15 protein-coding genes are annotated in these 22,184 nt (G+C 35.3%); 10 read left to right on the top strand and 5 right to left on the bottom strand.

Annotated features, from left to right (window positions below):
• Positions 1-27 precede the first annotated feature (27 nt).
• The 3 genes from CXF59_RS07875 to CXF59_RS07855 all read right to left on the bottom strand — a co-directional run bounded on the left by CXF59_RS07875 (position 28) and on the right by CXF59_RS07855 (position 5,194).
• Entirely contained in the window at positions 28-1,212 is a 1,185-nt protein-coding gene (locus tag CXF59_RS07875; protein WP_101137281.1) for an MFS transporter, read from the bottom strand.
• Between the two features lie 144 nt (positions 1,213-1,356).
• Positions 1,357-2,022, bottom strand: a complete 666-nt coding sequence (locus tag CXF59_RS07870) for a peroxiredoxin-like family protein (protein WP_101137280.1) — start codon at positions 2,020-2,022, stop codon at positions 1,357-1,359.
• Between the two features lie 1,042 nt (positions 2,023-3,064).
• Positions 3,065-5,194, bottom strand: coding sequence for a M3 family metallopeptidase (locus CXF59_RS07855; RefSeq protein WP_101137277.1), 2,130 nt, complete (start codon positions 5,192-5,194; stop codon positions 3,065-3,067).
• A gap of 355 nt (positions 5,195-5,549) precedes the next feature.
• Between CXF59_RS07855 and trmD the strand changes: the two genes are divergently transcribed.
• From trmD to uvrB, 9 genes are all read left to right on the top strand, one after another.
• A complete protein-coding gene (trmD, locus tag CXF59_RS07850) occupies positions 5,550-6,227 on the top strand; it encodes a tRNA (guanosine(37)-N1)-methyltransferase TrmD (RefSeq protein WP_101137276.1) in 678 nt (225 codons plus the stop codon).
• Between the two features lie 232 nt (positions 6,228-6,459).
• Entirely contained in the window at positions 6,460-6,810 is a 351-nt protein-coding gene (gene rplS / locus CXF59_RS07845; protein WP_101137275.1) for a 50S ribosomal protein L19, read from the top strand.
• 257 nt (positions 6,811-7,067) lie between these two features.
• Positions 7,068-9,290: an NADP-dependent isocitrate dehydrogenase gene (locus CXF59_RS07840; protein ID WP_101137274.1), complete on the top strand. Its 2,223-nt coding sequence runs from the start codon at positions 7,068-7,070 to the stop codon at positions 9,288-9,290.
• A gap of 131 nt (positions 9,291-9,421) precedes the next feature.
• Entirely contained in the window at positions 9,422-11,803 is a 2,382-nt protein-coding gene (locus tag CXF59_RS07835; RefSeq protein ID WP_101137273.1) for a TonB-dependent receptor, read from the top strand.
• Positions 11,804-11,832: 29 nt separating this feature from the next.
• Positions 11,833-12,654, top strand: coding sequence for a DUF4249 family protein (locus tag CXF59_RS07830; RefSeq protein ID WP_198554653.1), 822 nt, complete (start codon positions 11,833-11,835; stop codon positions 12,652-12,654).
• A gap of 102 nt (positions 12,655-12,756) precedes the next feature.
• On the top strand, positions 12,757-13,419 hold the full coding sequence (locus CXF59_RS07825; RefSeq protein WP_101137271.1) for a thiamine diphosphokinase: 663 nt from the start codon (positions 12,757-12,759) through the stop codon (positions 13,417-13,419).
• Between the two features lie 122 nt (positions 13,420-13,541).
• Entirely contained in the window at positions 13,542-14,501 is a 960-nt protein-coding gene (gene rlmF / locus CXF59_RS07820; RefSeq protein WP_101137270.1) for a 23S rRNA (adenine(1618)-N(6))-methyltransferase RlmF, read from the top strand.
• A gap of 328 nt (positions 14,502-14,829) precedes the next feature.
• Positions 14,830-17,793, top strand: coding sequence for a TonB-dependent receptor (locus CXF59_RS07815; RefSeq protein ID WP_101137269.1), 2,964 nt, complete (start codon positions 14,830-14,832; stop codon positions 17,791-17,793).
• A 127-nt stretch (positions 17,794-17,920) separates the two neighbouring features.
• Positions 17,921-19,912 carry an excinuclease ABC subunit UvrB gene (uvrB, locus tag CXF59_RS07810; protein WP_101137268.1) on the top strand — a complete coding sequence of 664 codons (1,992 nt, stop codon included), beginning with the start codon at positions 17,921-17,923 and terminating at the stop codon, positions 19,910-19,912.
• Here the strand turns inward: uvrB and CXF59_RS07805 are convergent.
• Positions 19,909-20,310, bottom strand: coding sequence for an excinuclease ABC subunit B (locus CXF59_RS07805; RefSeq protein WP_101137267.1), 402 nt, complete (start codon positions 20,308-20,310; stop codon positions 19,909-19,911). The genes uvrB and CXF59_RS07805 overlap by 4 nt on opposite strands.
• Before the next feature lie 317 nt (positions 20,311-20,627).
• Entirely contained in the window at positions 20,628-20,957 is a 330-nt protein-coding gene (locus CXF59_RS07800) for a hypothetical protein (protein WP_101137266.1), read from the bottom strand.
• 383 nt (positions 20,958-21,340) lie between these two features.
• Here CXF59_RS07800 and CXF59_RS07795 point away from each other — a divergent pair, with 383 nt between their 5' ends.
• The gene (locus tag CXF59_RS07795; RefSeq protein WP_101137265.1) at positions 21,341-22,144 is read left to right on the top strand and encodes an alpha/beta hydrolase; all 804 of its coding nucleotides are present in this window, start codon (positions 21,341-21,343) and stop codon (positions 22,142-22,144) included.
• Positions 22,145-22,184 lie beyond the last annotated feature (40 nt).

Genomic DNA, 22,184 nt, shown 5'->3' with positions numbered 1-22,184 from the left:
TGAAGTGCAAATTTACGAATTAATTTGTTACCCATTGATGCTTTCTACTGCTTTACGTTTGGATTTATAGGTTAAAGCATACACAGAGAAAGCTAATGCTGATAATACTAAACAACCTAAGGTCACAGATTGCCAACCGCCAAATCGCCATAAAAACAAGCCAAAGGCAGAGCCTGCAGCTGTTCCTAAAAAGCTAAAAGACATGAAAACGGTATTCATACGGTTTCTTGCATCCGGTAGTATCGAATAAACACGAGTTTGATTTGATATATGCACCCCTTGCATACCAATATCTATAAAAATTATCCCAAAAACGATTCCAATAACACTCGATCCTGAGAAATAGAAAATCATAAAACTAAAAGCGATTAACATACAGCCGTATCCCACCGCAATTCTAGAACTCCCCTTATCACTTAATTTCCCAACTAAAGGAGCTGCCAATGCACCCGAGGCACCTATGATGCCGAAAAGTCCTATTGTGGTACTAGTAAAATTGAACGGTTCTTCTGAAAGTAATAAAACCATGGTAGTCCAGAAAGCGCCAAATTGAGCAAAACTGAATACATTAATTAAAGTCGCTTCACGTAATAAAGGTTGCTCCTTGATTAAGGTGAAAAGTGATCCAATCAGTTGTTTGTAAGAGCCCTCAAAAACAGGTTTATTATAAGGAAATTGTTTTTTGATAATAAAAAACAATACCAGACATAATCCTGAGGCAATCCAAAACATAGCACGCCAACCAAAAACATCTCCTATAAAACCACTTAAGGTTCTGGACAACAGAATTCCTACTAAAAGTCCGCTCATAATTGTTCCTACCACCTTACCTCGCTCTTCTGGTGCGCTCAATGAAGCTGCCAATGGCAAAATAAGTTGAGGCACAATAGAAGTAATTCCTATTAAGAGTGAGGCAATCTCTAAGACAAAGTAACTTTGCGCAGTGGCTGCAATAATTAAAGCAATTACAGAAGCAAAAGTGGTGTACATTATCTGACTTTTACGTTCAATTTTGTCCCCTAGCGGAACCATTAAAAACAAACCAATAGCATAACCAGCTTGCGTTAGATAAGTTATTGTTCCTGCATCTGCATTAGGAATATTAAATTCCTTTGCTATCAATATAATTAACGGCTGGCAATAATATAAGTTAGCTACAATCAGTCCAGTAGCAGCTGCCATAAACAAGACGTTCTTTTTTGATAAATTCATGGCGCAAAAGTACGTCGTGTTTTTAGATTATTGTTCTAAATAAACGATAAACTTTGAGGCCAAAGTAGGAGTACGCTACTTAAAAACACAGCAAAAAAAAATTCTATTTTTGGGATGTTAAAAAATATAACCTATTATAATTTATTACTTTATTGAATCGAGAGCTGCCAAGATATCTCTAGCCTCAGCCCTATTTGTATATTCAGCATCTAAAAACGTATAGACAATTGCTCCATTTTGATCAATTACATAAGTCGCTGCTAGAGGTAGTACATCTGATTCGTCACCATTAAAACCATGTAAATCGAATCCTTTTTGATATATATCGGCCACCGCATCAGTCAATTTAAAAACGATGCCATATTGCTTCGCCACTTTGTTTCCTACATCACTCAATACTTCAAATTGTAGTTGGTGCTTTTCAGTGGTGGATATCGATTTGTCCGGCAACTCAGGTGTTAAAGCTAATAAATTAGCTCCTTTTAATTGGATATTAGGCAGCTGTTCCTGCAAGTATAGCAAAGTCATGTTGCAATAAGGACACCAACCGCCACGATACCAAGTCAAAACTACAGGTCCCTTTTTTAAGTACTCGTTCAATTGTACTTCCTTTCCTATAGCATTTGTCAGTGTGAAGTTTGGTGCATTATCCCCATTATTTTTTGCATTGACAACAACATTTTGCCGTACTACATCATCAATTCCTTCAGCGAATGTTTTCTTTATTTGCTCTGGTGCTTTCGCTTCCCAAGTCTTTTTTGCGTTATCTAAGGTAGATTGCAAACCGTTTCTTGTATTTTCTGTACTCATAATTTATTGTTTTAGTATAAGGACAAATTTACGGTTATCCCTGTAATTTTTGGCAGTCAATGGCGGTTTGTCCTGATTCAAGTTTTTTTATACAATCACAATACTTGTCAGTAAAAGTTGGTGGAGAAATATTCGATGTTCATTGTTCAAAAGATTGGATTGAAATTACTGAAAAAAGAAATATTATTTTTTTTATTACATTTTTTTTTCAGCGTGATACAAAACTTACTCAAAACATTCTGGGACTACAGCAGGTTTGGGACTAAATTAAATCCTATTTTCATATTTGCCAAATCATCCCCAATACAAAACCATTTTCCCATTAAGCCTATTGCCCACATCCGTTGTAGTAGCTGTGCTTGTTATTTACAATAATTGCTTCTAAATTTATCCTTTTTATACTCGACTATTACTTTTTTGCAATTATGGATTATTATTAGGGCATAATTAATTCCGATTTCTCGACCTCTGCAGTTGTACAGCCATTATAACTCAGGATTTTTAAAAATATTCAACAATAAAAAAATAAAATAATACCCAGATTCCTATAAAAAATAGTCCAAGGTATAGACTGTTTAAATTTTCACTTAAGTCTCTTTTAATTAAAAGGGGATACAAAATCCAACCTACAAAAACAATTGCTAAACCTATTGCCATCCATATTCCCATAATTAATTCCATTGTTTATTAAAAATCCCGTGTCACTTTTTGCATAGCCGCTAACTTGTATATAGGTCTGATAAAACCAGACCTATCACCCCACTTTAGGGCAGCTTGGCCTAACAAACGTTAGGCATTATTATTTCTTAAAGATATAGAAAAATGATTTCAGATCGTTAAATCGACTTACTATTTTAGTCCAATTTTTGTGTTACTTTAGTTGTTCAAAAACACAATATGACCAACGCATAACCCAGGTTGAAACGGCATCCTTTTCTTGCTTTCTTTAAGCAATAAAAGATACAGTAAAAGCTGGAAATTGCTCCTAAAAAAAATGGCATCCCGTACGGAATGCCATTTTAATTGGTGAATGAAAATAAGATTATTTATCAGAAAGTCCTGCATTTCTTAAATAAGGTTCGATTTCCATATCGTGCCCTATGAATTGCTTAAAAGCTTCGTTTAAATCTACGCTGTTCCCTACAGATAAAATGTATTTTCTAAAACGCTCACTATTTTTTCTTGTCAGACCACCGTTTGCTTTCATCCAGTCGTACACATTATAATCTAATGTTTTAGACCAAGTATAAGCATAGTATCCTGCAGAATAGCCTCCACTCCAAATATGTGCAAAATAAGGCGTGTGGTATCTTGTAGGCACTTCGTTTACTAAGAGTCCGTATTTTTTAAGCGCTTCGTCTTCAAAAACTAAAGTGGGTTTAAAATTAGCTTCATTCTCAACACTATGCCAGTTCATATCTAATGTTGATGCCGCCAAAAGTTCAGTTACATCATAGCCTTTATTAAATGTTTCGGCTTTTTTAATTTTATCAATTAACTCTTGAGGAATTACCTCTTTAGTTTTATAATGAATCGCATAATTTTTTAATACTTCAGGATCTAAAGCCGCGTGCTCATTGATTTGAGAAGGAAATTCTACAAAGTCACGTGGCACAGCTGTTCCAGAAAGACTAATGTAATTTTGATTTGCAAATAAACCGTGTAATGTATGACCAAATTCATGAAACATAGTGGTCACATCATCAAAACTAATCAAAGAAGGGTTGTCGTTTACTGGCTTTGCAAAATTATAAACATTTACAATTACTGGTTTTTGGTTTAAATAATGAGATTGATCCACAAAGTTGCTCATCCAAGCACCACCATTTTTATTGTCTCTCGTATAGAAATCTAAATAATAAATTGCCATTGATTTTCCGTCATTATCGAAAACCTCATACGCCACGACATCTGGGTGATACACTGGTAAATCTTTACGTTGTTTAAACGTTATTCCATACATTTTTTCAGCTGCAAAAAAGACTCCTTTTTCTAATACAGTTGTTAATTCAAAATACGGTTTTACTTGACTTTGGTCTAAATCGTATTTGGCCTTACGAACTTGTTCCGAATAAAAATTCCAATCCCACGGTTCTAATTTAAAGCCACCATTTTGACCGTCAATTAAATCTTGTATTTCTTTTGCCTCTACTTTTGCTTTTGCAACCGCTGGTCCAGCGATTTTTGCTAATAAATTCATTGCTCGCTCTGGAGTTTGCGCCATTTGGTCTTGCAATTTCCACTCAGCAAAATTCTTTTTGCCCATCAAATTGGCTTTTTGCAAACGCAACTTTGCCATTTTTTCCAATACCTCACGGGTATCGCCATCATCATTCTTTTGGGCACGCGTCCAAGACGATTTGAATATTTTTTCTCTTGTTACTCTGTTAGTAAGACTTTGCAATAAGGGTTGTTGGGTTGTATTTTGTAATCCTATTAAATACTGCCCAGCATGACCAGCTTCCGTCGCTTTTGCTTTTGCAGCAGCAAGGTCATTAGCGCTTAAACCATCTAAATCAGCTGCATTAGCAAAAATAATAGCACCGTTTTTACGGGCAGTTAGTAATTTATTTCCAAAGAGAGTCCCTAAACTAGCTAACTCCTCATTGATTTTTTTCATTTTGTCTTTATCGCCCTCGGATAAATTAGCACCAGCCAATTCGAACTCTTGCAAATAATACGTTGTTAATTTTTTATCCTCCCCCTTTAAAGTAGTAAGATCAATCGCTTTAAAACGTTTGTATAACTTACTATTTAAATAGGTTTCATCACTATGTGCTGAGAAGATCGGAGCATACTCCGCTTGTAAAGCTTGTAAAACTGGATTGGTATTAGAACCTGTTAAATTATAAAAAACGCCTGTAGCTCTTTTTAAATCAACTCCTGAAATTTCTAAAGCTAGTACCGTGTTTTTGAAAGTAGGGTTAGCAGGATTATTAGCTATTGCCATCACTTCTTTCTCGTGAACTCCCAGACCGTATTCAAAGGCAGGTTTAAAATCCTTGTCTTTTATTAAATTAAAAGGTGGCGCTTGATACTGCAACGTACTTTTTTGTAAAAGAGGGTTAGTCATTTTAACCGAATTATTTTGCGCATGAAGCACGTTCGTTGTTAGTGAAGCTGCAAAAACTAATAGTGCGCTTGCTAGATTTATTTTTAAAAAGATTTTCATAAAGTAACGTTGTTTAATTTTATTGGTATAAAAATACTGACAAAAATGATACCGCACCTATAGTTTATTATTAAAATTCAATAGTAGTCCTTGTAATAACTTCGAAAGAGTATCTAAAGGAATACCCTATATTTAATTTTCATAGAAACTATGAATCCTTCGTTTTAGGAAAAATGACGCCCGAAGGCAGGGATAGGTTGATGTGCAATCCTGTAAATCACCATTTGAAGCAAATTGGCGTCTAGTAAAAATAAGATACCGGAAAAGCACGGTAAAAAGTTTAACAAATCACCCTAGTGTCTTTCTTATTGCCTCTTGGCTCTTGTTTTGTACCTTTGCAACCTAAATCACTTATATGCGCATCGATATTGTTACCGTTTTACCTGAATTACTAAGAAGTCCGTTTGAGGCCTCAATTATGAAACGTGCTATTGAAAAAGGGTTAGTGGAGGTTCACTTTCACAATTTACGAGACTACACAACCAACAGACAGAAAAGTGTTGATGATTACCCTTATGGCGGTGGCGCCGGAATGGTAATGACAGTGCAGCCGATTGATGCTTGTATCACGCATTTAAAAAGTGAAAGAACCTACGACGAGATTATTTATATGTCACCTGACGGGGAAACTCTAAACCAGAAAATGGCAAACACCATGTCCATGTATGAGAATATTATCATCTTGTGTGGTCATTATAAAGGAGTGGATCAACGCGTGCGTGACCATTTCATCACTAAAGAAATTTCTATTGGCGATTATGTGCTATCCGGAGGGGAATTAGGTGCATTAGTGCTATCAGATGCCTTAATCCGATTGATTCCAGGTGTTTTGAGTGATGAGACTTCAGCATTGTCAGACAGTTTTCAGGATGGCTTATTGTCGGGCCCCATCTATACAAGACCTGCAGACTATAAAGGATGGAAGGTCCCTGAGGTTCTAACCAGTGGGAATTTTGCCAAAATCGACAAATGGCGTGACGATATGGCCTATGAGCACACTAAGAATCGTCGTCCGGACTTATTGGAAGAGTAGTTTTCAGTTTGCAATCTTTGAATAAATATTTGAAACAGCAATATGTATTCTGTTATTCAGTTTTAATACAATCGCAAGCCGAGACTGTTAACTGATACTAAATACACGGACTGAAAACTAAAACAAAAATTTGTAGTTTAAAACAAATAATGTATCTTCGCGCCCACTTTAGACTAACCTCTGGCGAGATCCGCGTATGTTGCTCTAATTCAAAACCATAATTAAAAATATCATGGCAGATTTAATGAAATTCGTTAAAGACGAATTCGTAACTAAAAAAGAATTTCCTGTATTCGGAGCTGGTGATACTATCACTGTGTACTACGAAATTAAAGAGGGTGAAAAAACTAGAACACAGTTTTTCAAAGGAGTTGTTATCCAAAGAAGAGGTTCTGGTAACACAGAAACTTTTACTATCCGTAAAATGTCAGGTGCTGTAGGTGTTGAGCGTATCTTCCCTGTAAACTTGCCAGCTTTACAAAAAGTTGAAATCAACAAAAAAGGTGCAGTTCGTAGAGCTAGAATTTTCTACTTCAGAGAACTTACTGGTAAAAAAGCAAAAATTAAAGACAAAAGAAGATAGTCAAATGTCTCTTTATCATAAAAGTCCCGACAATGTCGGGACTTTTTTTTGCTTTTTTCTTATCTTAAATACTATTGAACTCACTAATAAAAACAACATTTTCAGCCGCACGTGTGAGTTCTCAGGCGAATCATATATTTCTGTGTTAAACCGAGACTGTTTTTGGTCTGATTTCATTATATTTGCTTCGCTTAATTTTAAGCAGAACATACATTTGACATCCTAGTTAATAGGGATACTATTATAAAAATAAAAAAATGACACAAAAATCAAAGATTGTTTACACCATGACTGATGAGGCGCCTTTGTTGGCAACTTATTCTTTTTTACCAATTGTACAAGCATTTACTGCAACAGCAGGTATTGAAATGGAAACTAAAGACATTTCACTGGCCGCGAGGATTTTATCCAACTTCCCTGAGTTTTTAAATGAAGATCAAAAAGTGGAAGATGCTTTATCTGAACTTGGAAATCTAGCCAATTCTGCTGAAGCAAACATCATAAAATTACCAAATATTTCTGCATCAGTCCCTCAATTAAAGGAGGCAATTGCTGAATTACAAAAACATGGTTATAAAATACCTAATTTCCCTGAAGACCCGAAAAACGAAGCAGAAAAGGAAATTAAGGCTAAATATTCAAAAGTTTTAGGCTCGGCAGTAAACCCAGTTTTACGTGAAGGAAATTCTGACCGTAGAGCACCTAAAGCTGTTAAAAACTTTGCAAAAGCACATCCGCATTCGATGGGTGCCTGGTCTGCTGATTCAAAGACAAAAGTAGAGGCAATGAAAAATGGTGATTTTTACGGAAGTGAAAAATCCATAACGATTGCAGACGCTACTGATATAAAAATTGAATTCGTAGGAAAAGATGGGAATACCACTGTTTTAAAAGCAAGCACGCCGCTTAAGTCAGGCGAAATAATCGATAGTTCAGTGATGAGCTTAAAAGCGTTAAAAAGCTTTGTAGCCAAGGCAATTGAAGAGGCTAAAAAAGAAAACGTATTGCTTTCAGTACACTTGAAAGCAACCATGATGAAAATCTCAGATCCAATTATTTTTGGTGCTATCGTCGAAGTTTTCTTTGCAACTGTATTCGAAAAATATAGCACATTATTTGCTGAATTGAATATTGATACTAGAAATGGATTAGGTGACGTTTATGCAAAAATTGCAGGTCACCCTCAACAAACTGAAGTAGAAGCAGCCATTACTCAAGCAATTGAAAATGGTCCTGGTTTAGCTATGGTCAATTCAGATAAAGGAATTACAAACCTTCACGTTCCTTCGGACGTTATTGTAGATGCTTCCATGCCAGCGATGATTCGTACTTCAGGACAAATGTGGAACGCAGACAACAAACTACAAGACACGATCGCGTTGATTCCGGATCGCAGTTACTCTGGTGTTTATGAAGCTACTATTGAATTTTGTAAAAAGAATGGTGCTTTTGACCCAACAACAATGGGAAGTGTTCCAAACGTAGGTTTGATGGCACAAAAAGCAGAAGAATACGGATCACATGACAAGACCTTCCAAATGACTGCAGACGGCGTTGTTCGTGTTACAGATACTGAAGGAAACGTTTTAATGGAACAGCCCGTTGAAGAAAAAGACATTTTCAGAATGTGTCAGGCCAAAGACGCTCCAATTCAAGACTGGGTAAAACTAGCCGTAAACAGAGCGCGTGCTACAAACGTACCTACCATATTCTGGTTAGACGAAAACAGAGCACATGACAGAAAAGTAATTGAAAAAGTAACAAAATACTTAAAAGATCACGATACAACTGGATTAGACATTCGCATTTTAAATCCAATTGAAGCTACTAATTTCACTTTAGAAAGAGCGAAAGCAGGACAAGATACCATCTCTGTCACTGGAAACGTATTGCGTGATTATCTAACAGATTTATTCCCTATCCTTGAACTGGGAACTTCAGCTAAGATGTTATCCATCGTTCCATTAATGCAAGGTGGAGGTTTATTTGAAACCGGTGCTGGTGGATCTGCTCCTAAACACGTTGAACAATTTACTAATGAAGGATACTTACGTTGGGACTCCCTTGGAGAATTCTTAGCCTTGGCGGTTTCATTGGAACATTTGGGATCTGTTTATAATAATCCAAAAGCATTAGTGTTAGCAGAAGCCTTAGATCAAGCTACAGATAAGTTTTTACAAAACGATAAATCTCCAGCTCGTAGAATTGGACAAATAGACAACCGCGGTTCTCATTTCTATCTAGCGATGTACTGGGCAGAAGCTTTAGCAGCTCAAACTAAAGATAAGGGATTGCAAGCTATATTTGCTCCTATTGCAAAAGAACTGGAAGAGAACGAAGCAACAATTAATTCAGAATTAATTGCAACGCAAGGAAAATCTCAAGAGATTGGTGGTTATTACCAACCCAACTTTGAATTGACAAGCAAAGCAATGAGACCTAGCGCAACATTTAATGCTATTCTTGCTGAAATATCTTAATTAATTTGCTTTAATTATCAGGCCTTAAGAGACAACCAGAAATGGCTGTCTTTTTTTTTATTTTATTTTAACACTTGTTTAATAGAATCTTGCGCATGGTTATACCAAATTTGCAAATCTAAATATAAAGTATGTATTTCAAGAAAATTATTATCTTAATTGTTGGATTCCTATTTACACTTTCCTGCTATTCCCAAGATAAATTTACACTTAGCGGCACGATTACCGACATAAAAACTAATGAAACACTAATTGGTGTTAATGTTTATATTGCTGAAACTAAATCAATCACCAAGACAAACGAGTATGGCTTTTATTCCATAACACTCCCTAAAGCCAATTATACGTTTTTAGTAAGCTATATCGGCTTTCAAACACTATCTAAAAAAATAGAATTATCTGAAGATAAAAAAATGAACTTCAGCCTCTCCGAGAGCGGTGAAGTACTTCAGGAAGTACTTATTACAAATATTAACCCTCGTAGTGCTATTCGTTCACCGGAAATGAGCCTCAACAAGCTTTCCATTTCTGCAATCAAAAAAATGCCTGTTGTTCTAGGTGAAGTAGATGTTATCAAATCACTTTTACTGCTACCCGGAGTGACAAACGCAGGCGAAGGAGCTTCTGGCTTCAACGTTCGTGGCGGTGGTGCTGATCAAAACCTGATCCTGTTAGATGAAGCTACTATATTTAATTCCTCTCATGTTTTTGGTTTTTTCTCCATTTTCAACCCTGATGCTATAAAGGATTTAAAATTGTACAAAGGAGGTATTCCCGCTAATTTTGGAGGTCGCGTTTCTTCTGTTTTGGACATTTACCAAAAAGACGGGAGCAGCAAAGGATTCCACATGAATGGAGGTATAGGATTAATTTCCAGTAGACTACTACTGGAAGGTCCACTAGTAAAAGACAAAGGTTCCTTCCTGATAGGAGGTCGAAGCTCTTATGGTCATTTATTTTTAAAACTTTCTGAAGAGCAAAAGAACAATTCTGTCTATTTTTATGATTTGAATGCCAAACTGAGCTACAAATTGGATCCCAACAACAATTTATTTCTATCGGGATATTTCGGTAGAGATGTATTCTCATTAAACAAGAGTTTTACCAATATTTATGGTAATTCTATTTTGAATTTAAGGTGGAATCATCTTTTCTCAGACAAGTTATTTTCAAATCTCTCCCTTATCTACAGTGACTATTACTATGGGCTAGATTTAGATTTTGTTGGTTTTAAATGGGATTCCGGTATTAAAAACTACAACATCAAATATGATTTCAAAAATTATATCTCTGATAAATTTAAATTAAACTATGGCGTAAATGCTATTTACTATGATTTTAATCCAGGAACTATAAGACCTTCTAATAGCGAATCAGGTATCAATTTCGATCAATTGGATAAAAAATATGCTTTTGAACCCTCTTTATACATGAGCGCAACGCAAGAAGTTTCAAAAAGACTTTCCCTTACTTATGGATTAAGATACAGTATGTTCTATCGATTAGGCAGTTCGACGGTAAACATTTATGAAAATAATAGTCCTATCACCTTCAATACAGATTTACAGATTTACGAAAAGGCAGTACCTATAGGAACCAAATTCTATGATAAGAATGAAGTAATTCAAAGTTATAACAACCTGGAACCAAGATTCTCGGCTTCCTATCAGTTAAACGATGCGCAATCAATAAAAGCAAGTTATAACAGAATGACTCAATACTTGCAATTAATCTCAAATACAGCATCCCCTACTCCACTAGACGTATGGCTGCCAAGTGATAATTTCATAAAACCACAAATTGCAGACCAAGTGGCCTTGGGTTATTTTAGGAATTTCAAAAATGACAACTACTCTCTCGAAGTAGAAAGTTATTACAAAAAAGTAAAAAACAGATTGGATTATATTGACGGTGCTGATTTAATCGCAAATAACGCCATCGAACAAATCATTTTAAACGGACAGTTAAGATCTTACGGATTAGAAGTTATGCTTCGTAAAAACAAAGGAAAACTAAACGGATGGATATCGTATACCTTATCAAAATCAGAGCAACAAACTCCAGGACGCAATGCAGAAGAATCAGGAATAAATAGCGGCAACTGGTACAATTCTAATTTTGACAAACTACACAACGTTGCTGTTACCGGTTCGTATAACCTAAATGAGAAATGGTCTTTTGGAGCCAACTTTGCACTGCAAACAGGACAACCGACAAGCTTTCCAAATGGCCAGTATGAGTACCTAGGAATTAACGTCCCAAGTTATGGGCTACGCAATGAAAACCGACTTCCAACCTACCACCATCTTGACATCTCAGCAACCTTGACGCCGCGAAAAAATAAAGATAGAAACTGGAAAGGAGAATGGGTTTTTAGTGTTTACAATCTATACAATAGGAAAAATGCAGCTTCCATTAACTTTAGGCAAAATGCGGATTCAGGAAATAATGAGGCAATAAAAACCTCGATCTTCGGAATAGTTCCCGCAGTCAGCTACAATTTTAAATTTTAAGTCCTAAAATGGAAATTAAAACAAATAATATGAAAAAAGCAATTCAAATTACGGTTCTCTTACTTTCCTTTCTATTCGTAAGTTGTGAGGAAGTTATCGACGTAAATTTAAATACCGGACCACCAAAACTAGTTATAGAAGCCTCGATAAACTGGCTTAAAGGAACGTCAGGAAATGTGCAAAAAATAAAATTAACGACAACAACGGGGTATTTCAGTACTGTAATTCCGGCAGTATCTGGCGCAACAATATTTATTACAAACAGTTCCAACACTCAATTTAAATTTATTGAAAGCCCTAAAGCAGGAGAATACATTAGCAGCAATTTCATTCCTGTCATAAACGAAGTCTATGTATTAACGGTAGTGCACAACGGAGCCACTTATACCGCTACAGAAAGATTAAAATCAGTTTCACCGATCACTAAAATCATCCAAAATGATGAAGGAGGATTTACAGGTAAAAATATTGAGATCAAAACGTTTTATAATGACCCAGCAGACGAGTCTAATTATTATCTGTATAAATACAGTGATTCAAGTCAGCCAATAATAAGATATTACGCCGATGAAGATACTTTCTATCAAGGAAACGAATTTTTTAGTATCTCACAAAATGACGATTTGAAAATCGGAGATAATGTCACCGTGAGCCACTACGGTATTTCTAAGGAATATTATAATTATATTAATATACTAGTCAGTATTTCTGGAGGAAATGGCGGTGGTCCTTTTCAATCTCCTCCTGCTACCGTTAGAGGAAATATAATTAATACCACTAACACAGGTAATTACCCGTTAGGCTATTTCTCGTTGAGTGAAGTGGACACTAGAAGCTACATAATACAATAGTGACCTTTATCAGATTTTGATTAACTTTGCAACCTTAAATTCGTTTGTATTTCAATCAAACTTATAAGTTAAAAAAAACAATCGAAAAACATACTATCTAAAATGTCCTCACATCATATCGTTCGCGACGACCAAGAAACCGCATTAATAATAGCCAATGGCGCTTCCTGCGATCCGGAATTACTCGGGCAATTATTAGAGTGTGCACCATTAGTTATTGTACTGGACTCCGCCATGGAAAGAGTAATGAAACTGGATATCAAAGTAGATGTCTTGTTGGGTGATTTTGATCGTAATTTTGACGCTGATTATTACAAAAAGAATCAATATGCAATTGAAATAGTCCATAGACCAGACCAAAGCAAAACGGATCTAGAAAAAGCCTTTGACTACTTGTACGAGAGAAAAATCCCTGCGGTAAATGTTATTTGGGCTACCGGAAAACGTACGGATCATACAATAACAAATCTTACTAATATCGTTCGCTATCGCGAAAAGTTAAAAATTGTAATTCTAGACGACCATTCAAAAGTTTTTTTACTCTCTAAAAAATTCGAAAAATGGTATACGGCAAATACCCCTATTTCACTCATTCCCATCGGACACGTAACCGGAATTCATTCTGAAAATTTATTTTACGCTTTACAAAATGACAGTTTAACCATTGGTTATCGCTCAGGCAGTAGCAACCATGTGGTAAATGACGGGATTGTAATTATAGAACATGATGCCGGCGATTTATTGATGATGGAATGCACCGATTGATTTTAATTACAAAAAACCAAAAACAAATCTTTAGTAAATCACTAAAGCATTACTTTTTTACATAACTTGCTACAGATCTTTATTTTAAAAGAAATCTCCATAGTTGCCTTGAAAGAAAAAAAATGACACCTAAAACGAATACCGAGAAAACAAATTTACACCCAAGGAATCAACACCGATTTCGATACGATTTCAAACTTTTAATAGAAAACTGCCCTGAATTAAAAGCACATGTTTCTATAAATGAACACCGTATTGAAACAATCGATTTTAGTGACCCCGAAGCTGTAAAGTCTTTAAATAGGGCATTGTTAATTAGCTATTACGACATCCAAAATTGGGATATTCCCACAAATTATCTTTGCCCCCCCATCCCTGGAAGAGCGGACTATATTCATTATATAGCAGATTTACTGGCCAGCAGCAATAATGGCATTGTCCCACAAGGCAATGCGGTTCAAGGCTTGGATATTGGTATTGGCGCTAATTGTATTTATCCAATAATTGGAAATGCAGAATACGGCTGGAGTTTTGTAGGAACAGATATTGACGAAAAAGCGATCGAAAATTGCAGTAAGATAGTTGAATTCAACCCAAAACTAGTTGATTTTATAAGCCTGCAACAACAAACCGAAGCTCGTTTTATTTTTAAAAATATAATTACAACAGAAGATAAATTCGCCTTCACTATTTGCAACCCGCCTTTTCACAAATCGCAAGAAGAAGCGACAAAAGGCTCCTTACGTAAAATTAATAATTTGGAATCTCGGAATTTCGCGGATAAAGCAACAAAGCCCGTTTTAAATTTTGGGGGACATAATGCGGAATTATGGTGTGAAGGAGGTGAACTCGGATTCATTACTCAAATGATATTTGAAAGCGCTAAATATCCGATGCAGTGTTTTTGGTTTACAACCTTAGTATCAAAACAATCTCATCTTTCCAGCATCTATAAAACATTAAGTAAAGTCAATGCTGTAGAAATAAAAACCATTGATATGGCTCAAGGCCAAAAAACAAGCCGAATAATTGCTTGGACTTTCTTGAGCGAAACCCAACAAAAACAATGGAAGTTTGAGTAGTTAAATTATGCACATCGGATTCAAAGACAACACGGTAAAGTAAAAAAATTAGTTTAAAACGATAAAAAACCCTTTTTTGTAATTTCAAAAAAAGGGGTTTTTCTTATAAAAACATAAGAAACAATCGTAGCTCATTAAAAGTAGGCTCAAATAAATTTAATTTTAAAACAAAAATAAATCAGCATAAAAATAGCCTGAAACTGATAATTACTCAACCCACGAACATAAAAAGAACATAAAACTACATTTTTGTTATTAATTAACATTTAAATAACATCTTCTTTTTTTTAATTGTAATTTTGACGCAATAAATCAAACAAACCAAACCATGAAAAAACTATTATTTATTTTAACCTTAATTTTTTCGGCAGGATTAACTGCACAAGAGATTAAAGTTTCAGGAGTCGTAACTGACGACACAAAAGGACCTTTACCAGGCACATCAATTCTGGTTAAGGGAACCACAAAGGGAACTTCAGCCGACGCTGACGGAAAATATTCAATATTTGCTGCTGTCGGAGATGTTTTACAATTCACTTTTATAGGATTTGAAACTAAAAACATAACCGTTTCCGGTAGTACGGTAAATGCCCGCTTATCTGAAAGTGGTCAAACACTTGAAAACGTAGTTATCATTGGTTCTCGTAACCCAGCAAGAACTGTAACAGAATCTGCTGTTCCAATTGATGTGATAAGCATGAAAGATATTGCTTCACAAGGCCCACAAGTGAATTTAAATCAAATTTTGAACATGGTAGCACCATCGTTCACATCAAACACAACTACAGTTGCTGATGGAACGGATCATATTGACCCTGCACAATTAAGAGGCTTAGGACCAGACCAAGTATTGGTATTGGTAAATGGAAAAAGAAGACATACTTCTTCTTTAGTTAATATCAACGGATCCCCAGGGAGAGGATCAGTGGGAACGGATTTAAACTCCATTCCGGCTTTTGCAATCGAAAGAATTGAGGTTTTAAGAGACGGTGCTTCTGCACAGTACGGTTCTGATGCGATCGCAGGTGTTATTAATATCAACGTCAAAAAAGCTACCAATAAATTTGATATCGCGCTTTTTGCGGGTAGCAACTTTTCAAAAGGAGCGAATGACCATAGAGGCGGTAATGATGGAAATAATGCTCAAATAGACATGAACTACGGTACAAGTCTTGGTAAAGAAAAAAGTTTTATTAATGCAACTGCAAGTTTTCAATTAAGAGCACAAACAGGCAGAGCTAAAGATGTTACTGGAGGTTTATTCAGTGCTTTTAACGCGGTTGAACAGAGAGCGACTGAAGCAGCAACTAATATCAATTCTTTATGGGGAAATATCGGTAATGCCGCCAATCCTACCGCTAATGCATCTCAAATTATATCTGAAATAAAAACATATGCGCCAGGAGTTGGTTATTTCACATCAGCACAGCAATCTGCTATTGCAGGTGCAACTTCATTGTATGGAACTAATGGTTTGCAGACTATTTTAAACTTTGATGCTACAGAAGGAGAATTAGCTTATAGAAAACTAGAAAGAAGAAACTTCAATATGAAAGTGGGACAATCTTCTTTAGAAAGCGCACAATTCTTTTTGAATGGTGCTTATCCTATTACTGAAAACATTGAGATATATGCCTTTGGTGGAGGAAGTTTTAGAAATGGTCAAGCGGCAGGTTTTTATAGAAAACCAAATCAATCAAGAGCGTATACTGCTTTGTATCCAAATGGTTTCTTACCTGAAATTCACTCTACTATTAATGACATTTCTGCAGCAGCAGGGATTAGAGGAAAAATATTCGAAACTTGGAATTTTGATTTAAGTAATACGTATGGTAAAAACACATTCGATTACACTATTGAAAACACATTAAATGCTACCTTAAGAGAAAATTCTCCTACTGAGTTTGATGCTGGTGGATTAGGTTTTGCTCAAAACACTACCAATTTTGACATGAGCAAAAAATTCAACACTTTAAACGTTGCTTTTGGTGCAGAATATAGAGATGAAAACTATACGATTACTGCAGGTGTTCCTGATTCTTACAATCAGTATGACATCAATGGTAATGTTGCTTCAGGTAAACCATCAGAAGCTAATCTTTTACCGACTGACTTCTATGGTTCTACTAGACCAGGTGGAGCGCAAGTATTCCCAGGTTTCAGACCTGCTAATGCAATTGACAACGGGCGTAATAGTGTTGCTTTATATGCTGATTTAGAATATGATGTTACTGAAAAATGGTTATTAAACGGAGCTATTCGTTTTGAAAACTATTCTGATTTTGGAAACACGACTAACTACAAATTAGCTTCTCGTTATAAATTAACAGACAACGTCAATATACGTGGTGCAGTTTCTACAGGGTTTAGAGCGCCTTCATTACACCAAATTTATTTTAACTCTACTTCTACTCTATTCACAAATGGAATTCCATCAGAAGTGGGTATATTTAGTAATGATTCTCCAGTTGCAAAAATATTGGGAATTCCTCAATTGAAACAAGAAGAATCTACAAGTGCAAGTATTGGTTTCACAGCCAAAATTCCTGATGCTAAACTTACTTTAACTGCAGATGCTTACATCGTAAGAATTGATGACAGAGTGGTACTTACTGATCAGTTTATTGCAAATACGGATGAATTAAAAACTCTTTTTAACCAAGCCGGTGCCAATAAAGCAGGTTTCTTTGCTAACGCAATTGATACTGAATCAAAAGGAATTGATATTGTTATTAGCCATAAAGCTAACGTAGGAAATGGTCTTACACTTAAAACTGATTTATCTGGTACAATATCAAGTACAAAAAGAGTAGGTGATATTCATGCTTCTCAAATACTAAAAGAGGCGGGTCAAATAAACAGTTACTACTCTGAATCCAGTAGAGTATACTTACAAGAAGCTGTACCAAGAGTTAAAGCTAATTTAACGAATTCATTAACTGTAAATAAATTTGATTTCTTCTTGAGAAATGTATATTTCGGTGAAGTAACAGACCCTAACACTGGAGATGCAAACGGAGATGGAAAGGTAGACACGGCTCTTATTAATGGTCAAACAGTTAATGTTGAGCACCCGGTTTGGGGAGGAAAAGTAATCACAGATCTATCTGTTGGTTATAATTTCACTACATCAGCTAAAATCGTAGTTGGAGCCAATAACCTTTTTGATGTATATCCAGATGAAAATTTAGAGTCATTAAAAAGTTCAAACCAATTTACTTATTCAAGAAATACTTCTCAATTTGGACAAAACGGAAGATTCCTTTTTGCTCGTTTGAGCTTTAGCTTCTAAACCAAGTATTTTATTATTAGAAAAACCACCATGCTAAGCATGGTGGTTTTTTTTGCTTTTAACTTTCTATTAGAATGGTTATAAACTTTGTAACTTTGCAGTTCTAAAACAGTACCCCTTTATACAAATGAATTTCCAAGTAGTATCCGATTACCAACCCAAAGGCGACCAGCCGCAAGCCATTGAAAAATTAACTCAAGGTATCATTGATGGCGAACAATTCCAAACTTTACTAGGAGTTACTGGTTCTGGTAAAACGTTTACTGTGGCTAATGTTATCGAGGAAGTACAAAGACCTACATTAGTTCTGGCACATAATAAAACTTTGGCCGCTCAATTGTACTCTGAGTTCAAACAATTCTTTCCAAACAATGCGGTAGAATATTTTGTTTCTTATTACGATTACTATCAACCCGAAGCCTTTATGCCCGTTACGGGAGTTTTTATTGAGAAGGATTTATCCATAAATGAAGAACTAGAAAAAATGCGAATGTCAACAACTGCCTCGTTGCTTTCTGGTAGAAGAGATATTTTAGTAGTTGCATCGGTTTCTTGTTTATACGGTATTGGAAACCCTGTAGAATTTCAGAAAAATTTAATTCCAATTGAGAAAGGACAAATCATTTCCCGAACTAAATTATTGCATCAACTGGTGCAAAGTTTATATTCCAGAACAGAAGCCGATTTTAATCCTGGAAATTTCAGAATAAAAGGCGATACAGTAGATATCTATCCCAGTTATGCGGATGAAGCCTATCGCGTCCATTTCTTTGGTGATGAAATCGAGGAAATTGAAAGTTTCGACACAAAGGACTCTAAAGTCCTTGAAAAGTTCGAAAAACTGACTATCTATCCCGCCAACATGTTTGTGACATCACCTGATGTATTGCAAGGTGCCATTTGGCAAATTCAACAAGATTTAGTCAAACAAGTCGATTATTTTAAAGAAATAGGCAAACACCTGGAAGCAAAACGATTGGAAGAGCGCACCAATTTTGATTTAGAAATGATTCGGGAACTGGGTTATTGCTCCGGAATTGAAAATTATTCGCGTTATCTCGATGGACGACTAGCCGGAACAAGACCTTTTTGCTTGTTGGATTATTTCCCTAAAGATTATTTAATGGTCGTGGACGAAAGTCACGTGACACTTTCTCAAGTTAGCGCCATGTATGGCGGAGACAGAAGCCGTAAAGAAAACTTAGTAGATTATGGTTTCAGACTTCCTGCAGCGATGGACAATCGACCTTTGAAGTTTGATGAATTTGAAGCCATGCAAAATCAAGTAATTTATGTGTCAGCAACTCCTGCAGATTACGAATTACAAAAAACGGAAGGCGTTGTTGTCGAGCAAGTTATTAGACCAACAGGATTATTAGATCCCGTAATTGAAATTCGACCAAGTTTAAATCAAATAGATGATTTAATCGAGGAGATTCAAATTAGGGCAGAAATTGATGAACGCGTTTTAGTGACTACTTTAACTAAAAGAATGGCAGAGGAATTAGCAAAATACTTGACAAAAGTCAATATTCGTTGTCGTTACATTCACTCGGATATTGATACTTTAGAGCGGATTGAAATCATGCAAGACTTACGAAAAGGATTGTTTGATGTCTTGATAGGAGTAAACTTACTGCGTGAAGGGCTAGATTTACCGGAAGTATCACTTGTGGCAATCTTGGATGCCGACAAAGAGGGGTTTTTACGTAGCCATCGTTCGCTAACACAAACTATTGGTCGAGCAGCTAGAAACCTTAACGGAAAAGCGATTATGTATGCAGATAAAATCACTGGCAGCATGCAAAAAACAATTGACGAAACCGATTATCGTAGAACCAAGCAAATTAATTTTAATACGCAGAACAACCAAGTCCCTCAAGCACTGAACAAAAAAATAGAGAGCGCTTTTACTAAGAATCCTTTAGCAGATTATGAATTAGGACTTACTTTAAACGCGGCTGCGGAATCAGAAACAGAATATTTATCGAAAGCAGAAATAGAAAAGCGCATTCGTGAAAAGCGAAAATCAATGGAGAAATCGGCCAAAGAACTCGACTTTATGCAAGCGGCAAAACTTCGTGATGACATCAAAAAATTACAAGAACAGTTAACTTAGTTGCGCTCTTCTCTAAAAATATTCAATAATACGTCTGATGAAATAATTGCTTTTGGAGCTTTTTCCATTTTTATCAATACTCGTTTAGTGGCTTCTGGATTCAGACCCATACGAATCGCAATTTGTTTAATGGCTTCCGCTTCTTTTGCATGCAGAATGCCGTCGATATGCATTAATAGTGCCAACCTATAAAATTGTTGAATCCTTTGAAACTCATTTTTTATAGGTAATTTTGGTAATTCTTGATGAAACAAATCATTAAACCCTCCTTTTTCGATATTCAATTGATTGGCAATCAGAAATAAAAATTCATATTCTTTTTTATGAAGATGACCGTCAACTGTTGAAAAGGCAATCATCTCTAAAAGTAAGCTCTTTTTTTCTTCGTACATATTCATCAAATTATTTTTTTTAGCTAAAATATAGCTTTTAAAATTAAAACCCTAAAACAAGCAGTGATTCAACAATTTGCTGTAATTCTCATATTTATTGTTAAATGACAACTAAGAAAAATTTCTTTAGGATAGGTGCTGTCAAAACTAACAATCTAAACTCCCCTTTAAAAATATAAAAGTCTAAATAATAATACTAAAGTTTATTTTTGAGTTTAATGACTTGAATCCATTTTAGAACGACGATATAAAAGGAGAATGGAATAAACAAAAAAAAGAGAGCCAAAATTGGTTCTCTTTTTTTTATTTACATGAAACAGGTATTAATCATCATCCCTATCGTCATGATCTCTCCCTTCATAACTTCTTCCTTTATATTTTTTACCATCATGCCATTTACCATGATTTTTTTTCCCTTCGTACCTTCTTTCATTTTCCCATCTTTCCTCATCATAATCTCTATTGTCTACATAACTGACACGTTCCTGTTGATACTCAACAGTCCTCCTTTGTGGTTCGTATCCCCGCTCGTAGTGACCTGATATAACTATTGAGGGCAGTCCGATGTTTACAGCTACCGCTACTTGTGCATTTATTGTGCTTGACGCAAAAAAGACGATTCCTAGTATTGCGAGTAGTTTTATATTTTTCATGTTTTATAAATTTTAATTAATAACTATTATCGCTAAAGCCAATAACTGTGCCACTAAATAATCACACAACTAATGAGGTTTACTAAAACGAACAATAAAATGAACTTTAATTCATTCAATTAACTTACTATCACCTACATAATACTAAATAGAACTAAGTCCGAAAAAAAGGACCTAAATTTAGTACTGATATAAAAACACCATTCAAAGTGCGATAAACTATCAAACTGGCTATATAATGTAAATTGACTGAATTTTATTTTTAGAGTCAGGTCATTGCTTTATCAAAAAGACTCCTGAATATTATTGTATTCAAATATCAAACCACTAAAATAATCATTATTTTTAGCTACAAAATTGTTTCTAAATCAAAACACAAATTAATGATTAAACGACTCCTCCTTCTTCTTGTATTATTTTTTGTCCTAACAAATACAACAGCTCAAGAAAGTACTGCCTCAAAACAAGTTTCAACTTTTACGATTGAGGCCCCACAATTACATACCACAAAAAAAATATGGGTTTACCTTCCAAAGAATTATAAAAATTCGCAGAAGAAATATTCTGTTCTTTATATGCACGACGCCCAGAATCTATTTGATTCAAAAACTTCCTACGTAGGGGAATGGAATGTTGACGAAAAACTGGACAGTATTAATGCACAGCTAATCGTTATTGGAATCGAACATGGCAACGATAAACGCATGGAAGAATTAACGCCCTTTCAAAATGATAAATATGGTGGAGGAAATGCCAATGCCTACCTTAAGTTTATTGTCAAAACATTAAAGCCTCAGATTGACAAAAAATACAGAACTAAGGTAAAAAAGAAAAACACCCTAATAATGGGTAGCTCTCTTGGTGGATTAGTTTCGTATTACGCTATTTTGAAATACCCTCAAGTGTTCGGAAAAGCGGGAGTCTTCAGCCCTTCCTTTTGGTTCTCAGATAAAATATTCGATTTAGTAGAAAATACAAAAAAAATAAAAAGCAAAATTTATTTCTTGTGTGGCGATAATGAAAGTGAAGATATGGTGACAGACCTGAACAAAATGGAACGCCTATTAAATACAAAGCGCTGTTATTGTTTGAATTTGAATGAGAAAAAGATTGTAAAAGGGGGACAACATAATGAAAAATTATGGCGTGATGGATTTACAAATGCTATTCTTTGGTTGGGGTATTAACTTATTCATTACATTTATATATCGTTTTCACAACTGATTT

The organism is Flavobacterium sp. ALD4 (assembly GCF_002836475.1).
GTDB lineage: Bacteria > Bacteroidota > Bacteroidia > Flavobacteriales > Flavobacteriaceae > Flavobacterium.
The sequence above is the reverse complement of the archived record's forward strand: the minus strand, read 5'-3'. Positions and strand labels throughout refer to the sequence as shown.

Coding starts and splice junctions, on each gene's coding strand:
- CXF59_RS07875 (WP_101137281.1), bottom strand. CDS start 1,212: ATGAATTTATCAAAAAAGAACGTCTTGTTTATGGCAGCTGCTACTGGA.
- CXF59_RS07870 (WP_101137280.1), bottom strand. CDS start 2,022: ATGAGTACAGAAAATACAAGAAACGGTTTGCAATCTACCTTAGATAAC.
- CXF59_RS07855 (WP_101137277.1), bottom strand. CDS start 5,194: ATGAAAATCTTTTTAAAAATAAATCTAGCAAGCGCACTATTAGTTTTT.
- trmD (WP_101137276.1), top strand. CDS start 5,550: ATGCGCATCGATATTGTTACCGTTTTACCTGAATTACTAAGAAGTCCG.
- rplS (WP_101137275.1), top strand. CDS start 6,460: ATGGCAGATTTAATGAAATTCGTTAAAGACGAATTCGTAACTAAAAAA.
- CXF59_RS07840 (WP_101137274.1), top strand. CDS start 7,068: ATGACACAAAAATCAAAGATTGTTTACACCATGACTGATGAGGCGCCT.
- CXF59_RS07835 (WP_101137273.1), top strand. CDS start 9,422: ATGTATTTCAAGAAAATTATTATCTTAATTGTTGGATTCCTATTTACA.
- CXF59_RS07830 (WP_198554653.1), top strand. CDS start 11,833: ATGAAAAAAGCAATTCAAATTACGGTTCTCTTACTTTCCTTTCTATTC.
- CXF59_RS07825 (WP_101137271.1), top strand. CDS start 12,757: ATGTCCTCACATCATATCGTTCGCGACGACCAAGAAACCGCATTAATA.
- rlmF (WP_101137270.1), top strand. CDS start 13,542: ATGACACCTAAAACGAATACCGAGAAAACAAATTTACACCCAAGGAAT.
- CXF59_RS07815 (WP_101137269.1), top strand. CDS start 14,830: ATGAAAAAACTATTATTTATTTTAACCTTAATTTTTTCGGCAGGATTA.
- uvrB (WP_101137268.1), top strand. CDS start 17,921: ATGAATTTCCAAGTAGTATCCGATTACCAACCCAAAGGCGACCAGCCG.
- CXF59_RS07805 (WP_101137267.1), bottom strand. CDS start 20,310: ATGAATATGTACGAAGAAAAAAAGAGCTTACTTTTAGAGATGATTGCC.
- CXF59_RS07800 (WP_101137266.1), bottom strand. CDS start 20,957: ATGAAAAATATAAAACTACTCGCAATACTAGGAATCGTCTTTTTTGCG.
- CXF59_RS07795 (WP_101137265.1), top strand. CDS start 21,341: ATGATTAAACGACTCCTCCTTCTTCTTGTATTATTTTTTGTCCTAACA.